The organism is Mongoliibacter ruber, from assembly GCF_003003005.1.
GTDB lineage: Bacteria > Bacteroidota > Bacteroidia > Cytophagales > Cyclobacteriaceae > Mongoliibacter > Mongoliibacter ruber.
The window spans coordinates 1-3,248 of record NZ_PVTR01000033.1 but is presented as its reverse complement, the minus strand read 5'-3'; the positions used below and the strand labels follow the sequence as shown (position 1 = coordinate 3,248).

Sequence of the window (3,248 nt, the reverse complement as noted above, 5' to 3'; positions counted from 1 at the left end):
GACAGGCATGTTCTTGCCAAACCACTCATACTCCATCCTCGAGGCCTCAATTCCCCTGTTGATCAGGTAATCCTTCACTACCTCAGCCCTGCGCTCACTCAGACCTTTGTTGTATTCCTCACTGCCTCGCTGATCGGTATGACCCGAAATGTACAGCTGAAGGTTCTTCATCCTTTTCAGCATGATTGCCGTCCTCTCAAGTTCTTTCCTGTGCACAGAGCGGAGCATGCTCTTGTCAAAATCAAAATATACCGTGGGCAGGCTGTTAAGCTCTTCCTGAAGTGCCTCAAACAGACTCGTCTCATCACACACATCCCGGCCCATCAGCTCCTTGGGCAGCTCATACTGCTTATCCCTGTCAGGGAAGGCTTCCAGTACCAGTTCACTCCGCCTGTTGAGCTGGTGAGACGGCTCAGGACACGGTACGCCGTCTCCGCAATCGTTGGTCAGCTGCTCTTCACCGTACCACTCCAGTCTGATCCGCTCAGCTCCCACCTTGTATCTGGCCAAGTAATCCCTCACCGCATCCGCACGTCTCCGGCTCAAGGCTTCGTTGTAAGCATTGCTCGCCCTCGAATCCGTATGGCTCCCAACCAACAGGTCAAGAAAACCATACCTGTTCATCAGCTCACCTATCTTGTCCAGCGCTTCCTCCGCATCATTTCTGATCTTTGACCTGTCTAGGTCATAATACACGATATCAACATACACCGGAAGCTGATACGGGATCGCTGCAAGTCTGTACTCACGCTCCAGCTTCTCCTCCTTCAGGCCTACCGTGCTCAGCGTGCTGTCGGTAATGCTGAAGTAGCCCTTTCGGCTGATCCTCAAACCGAACTCCTTCTCAGGGTCCAGGTCCGCCAGAAGCTCTCCCCTATCTCCGCGTTTCGTGGCCACATGGGTATCCGTACCCTTCTCCTTGATCTCTGAGTCAAACTCTTCTGCTATCAGGTTGCCATCACAGTCGATCACACGCGCAATCAGACGCTTGTGCAGGTCTTCTATCAGGTAAATGTCATCCAGACCCTTGCCGCCCTCTCTGTCTGATGACAGGTAACGCTTGCCGTCTGAAAATTCCACATATGCAAAGTCATCCCTCGGACTGTTGTAGGGTACACCCATGTTCTCCGCTTCTCCAAGTGTCCCGCCAACGTAAGCTGACCTGAAAATATCCAGACCCCCGAGACCGGGATGGCCTGTAGAACTGAAGTAAAACCAGTCTCCCATTCGGGAGGGATGGCTCTCATTCCCGGAGGTGTTCACTTTGTCCCCAAGGTTCACCGGCTCTCCAAAAACATCCGACCCGTCATAGTCCACATAGTACAGGTCATAGCCGCCATGGCCGCCTTCCATGTCCGAAGAAAAATAAAGCCTTCCCGATTCCTCATCATAGAAGCCGTGCATCACTCCGTATTCAAGCATGCTGTTGTGGGGAAAGGGACGGCTGTTCACTATATTGCCTTCAGCATCAAGCTCACCGTAAAAAAGCCCGCCATGGTTGACCATATCCATGCTCTTCTTCCGGCTGCCCCTGATCTTTGTCCGACCTGTAAAGGCCGTATACAATACCTTGCCGCCATCACCGTAAACCTGTACGTCTGATACATGCTGGACACCGGACAGATCCGTCGACAGCGGCTTCACTTCGTTTTCTCCGTCAGCCACATAAAGCCTGTAGTATTCCCGGTCATTAAAATTGCTCTTTGTGCTGCTGAATATCCTGTTCTTCGCATCAAGACGCACCACAGGACGTTCTGATGAAACAACTCCGCCACGGTCACTGCTGAAGTACCTGTTCCCCGACCAGCGCGAAAGACCAAAGTCCGAACCGCTGCCGTTAAGACCTTCTGCCTGCATCAGCTTCACATTCTTACGCGCCGCATACAGCTCTTCCACCAGCCCAAGGTCCAGGTCCGAAAAATCATAGGTACTGTAACCTCCCGATGAAAGAAATCCGCTCAGGTCTTCTGCCTCTCCCGCCTGCATTGCGGCGATCAGATAGTTGTAAAAATCATCCTTGTCCGACTCTTCGTATTCAACCGTCCTGCCCCACCACTCGTATGACATGTCATAATCACGAAGAATCTGATAGGTCTCCGCAAGCCTCCGGGATGTCGAATATCGCTCTCGGCGGGAATACGCCTCTTCGTACATCTCCGAGGCATGACGGTAATTCCCAAGCTCAAACTGTTTGTCCGCATAACGTAAAAGAGGATGCTGGGCCTCAACCCTGAATCCCGAAAACAGCACAAACAACAAAATCAAAAATCTTATGCTTATTATATCTCTTAACATGATCAGAACCATCTCGGGTTTTTAAGTTTAACATTCCTCGGAGTCAGGTAGTAGCCAACAGATATCTCATGGGAATTGTACCTGTAGTCCTGAAGTGCATTCAGGTTCGTGTCATATGCATAACCTATGCGGAGACTCTCCGTGGCAAAAACCTCCGCAATGAAGGCCAGTGCAGTCCTGTTGTTCAGATTGTCCTCTAAGTTGTCCTTCCACAGACGCAGGTTCGAACGGTAACTCGCTCCAAGCCATAGACGCTCCATGAACAGAAACATCCCGTTCAGGTCATAACTCGTCGGTGCTCCCTTCACTTCCTTGATCAGAAAACTCGGCTTGAACTCAATATTGTCACTCAGTGACAACAGCGCTCCGGCTGTCAGGTAATAATGAAAATCATGAAAGGCAAGCGATATATCCTCCCGCTCCAATACACGCCGGCCCACCATGTTGTAGGCACTGAATCCCGCATAAAAACGGGGGGTGTGAAAAAACAGACCCGCATTCATGTTCGGCGTGAAAATAGACTGTACACCAAGAGGAAGGTCCGGGTCATCAAGGTCGTTGGGATCAAGCTTGCTCCCGTCTATCATGTACTGGCTCGCTCCTCCGCTTACGCCCAGACCCAAAAAACTCTCACTCCCCGTCTGGATACGGTAACTGTAGGTAAGCAGCCCCGTGGAGGTACGGGTCGGGCCTATCTCATCGGACAACAAAGACACCCCAAAACCCATAAGACCCTCATTCGCACTCAGGTCTGCGGTAACCGTAAATGTCCTCGGTGCACCCGGCAGACCTGCCCACTGGTTACGGTAAGTACTCTGTATATAGCCCGCATTCTTATAGCCCGCATATCCCGGATTGATGTGAAGACCGTTGAATATGTACTGGCTGAACTGGGGAAGCTGCTGGGACTGTATCTCACCAAAAAAACCGGCAAATAGAACCAGCAAAAATAT

Annotated in this window: 2 protein-coding genes; both read right to left on the bottom strand. The window is 51.2% G+C overall.

The genetic code is table 11. The features are described 5' to 3' along the window. On the bottom strand, positions 1–2,307 hold a 2,307-nt coding region (locus CLW00_RS21075), incomplete at its 3' end, for an OmpA family protein (RefSeq protein ID WP_146131477.1). Beyond that, entirely contained in the window at positions 2,298–3,248 is a 951-nt protein-coding gene (locus CLW00_RS21070; RefSeq protein ID WP_106135691.1) for a PorP/SprF family type IX secretion system membrane protein, read from the bottom strand. The genes CLW00_RS21075 and CLW00_RS21070, both read right to left, overlap by 10 nt.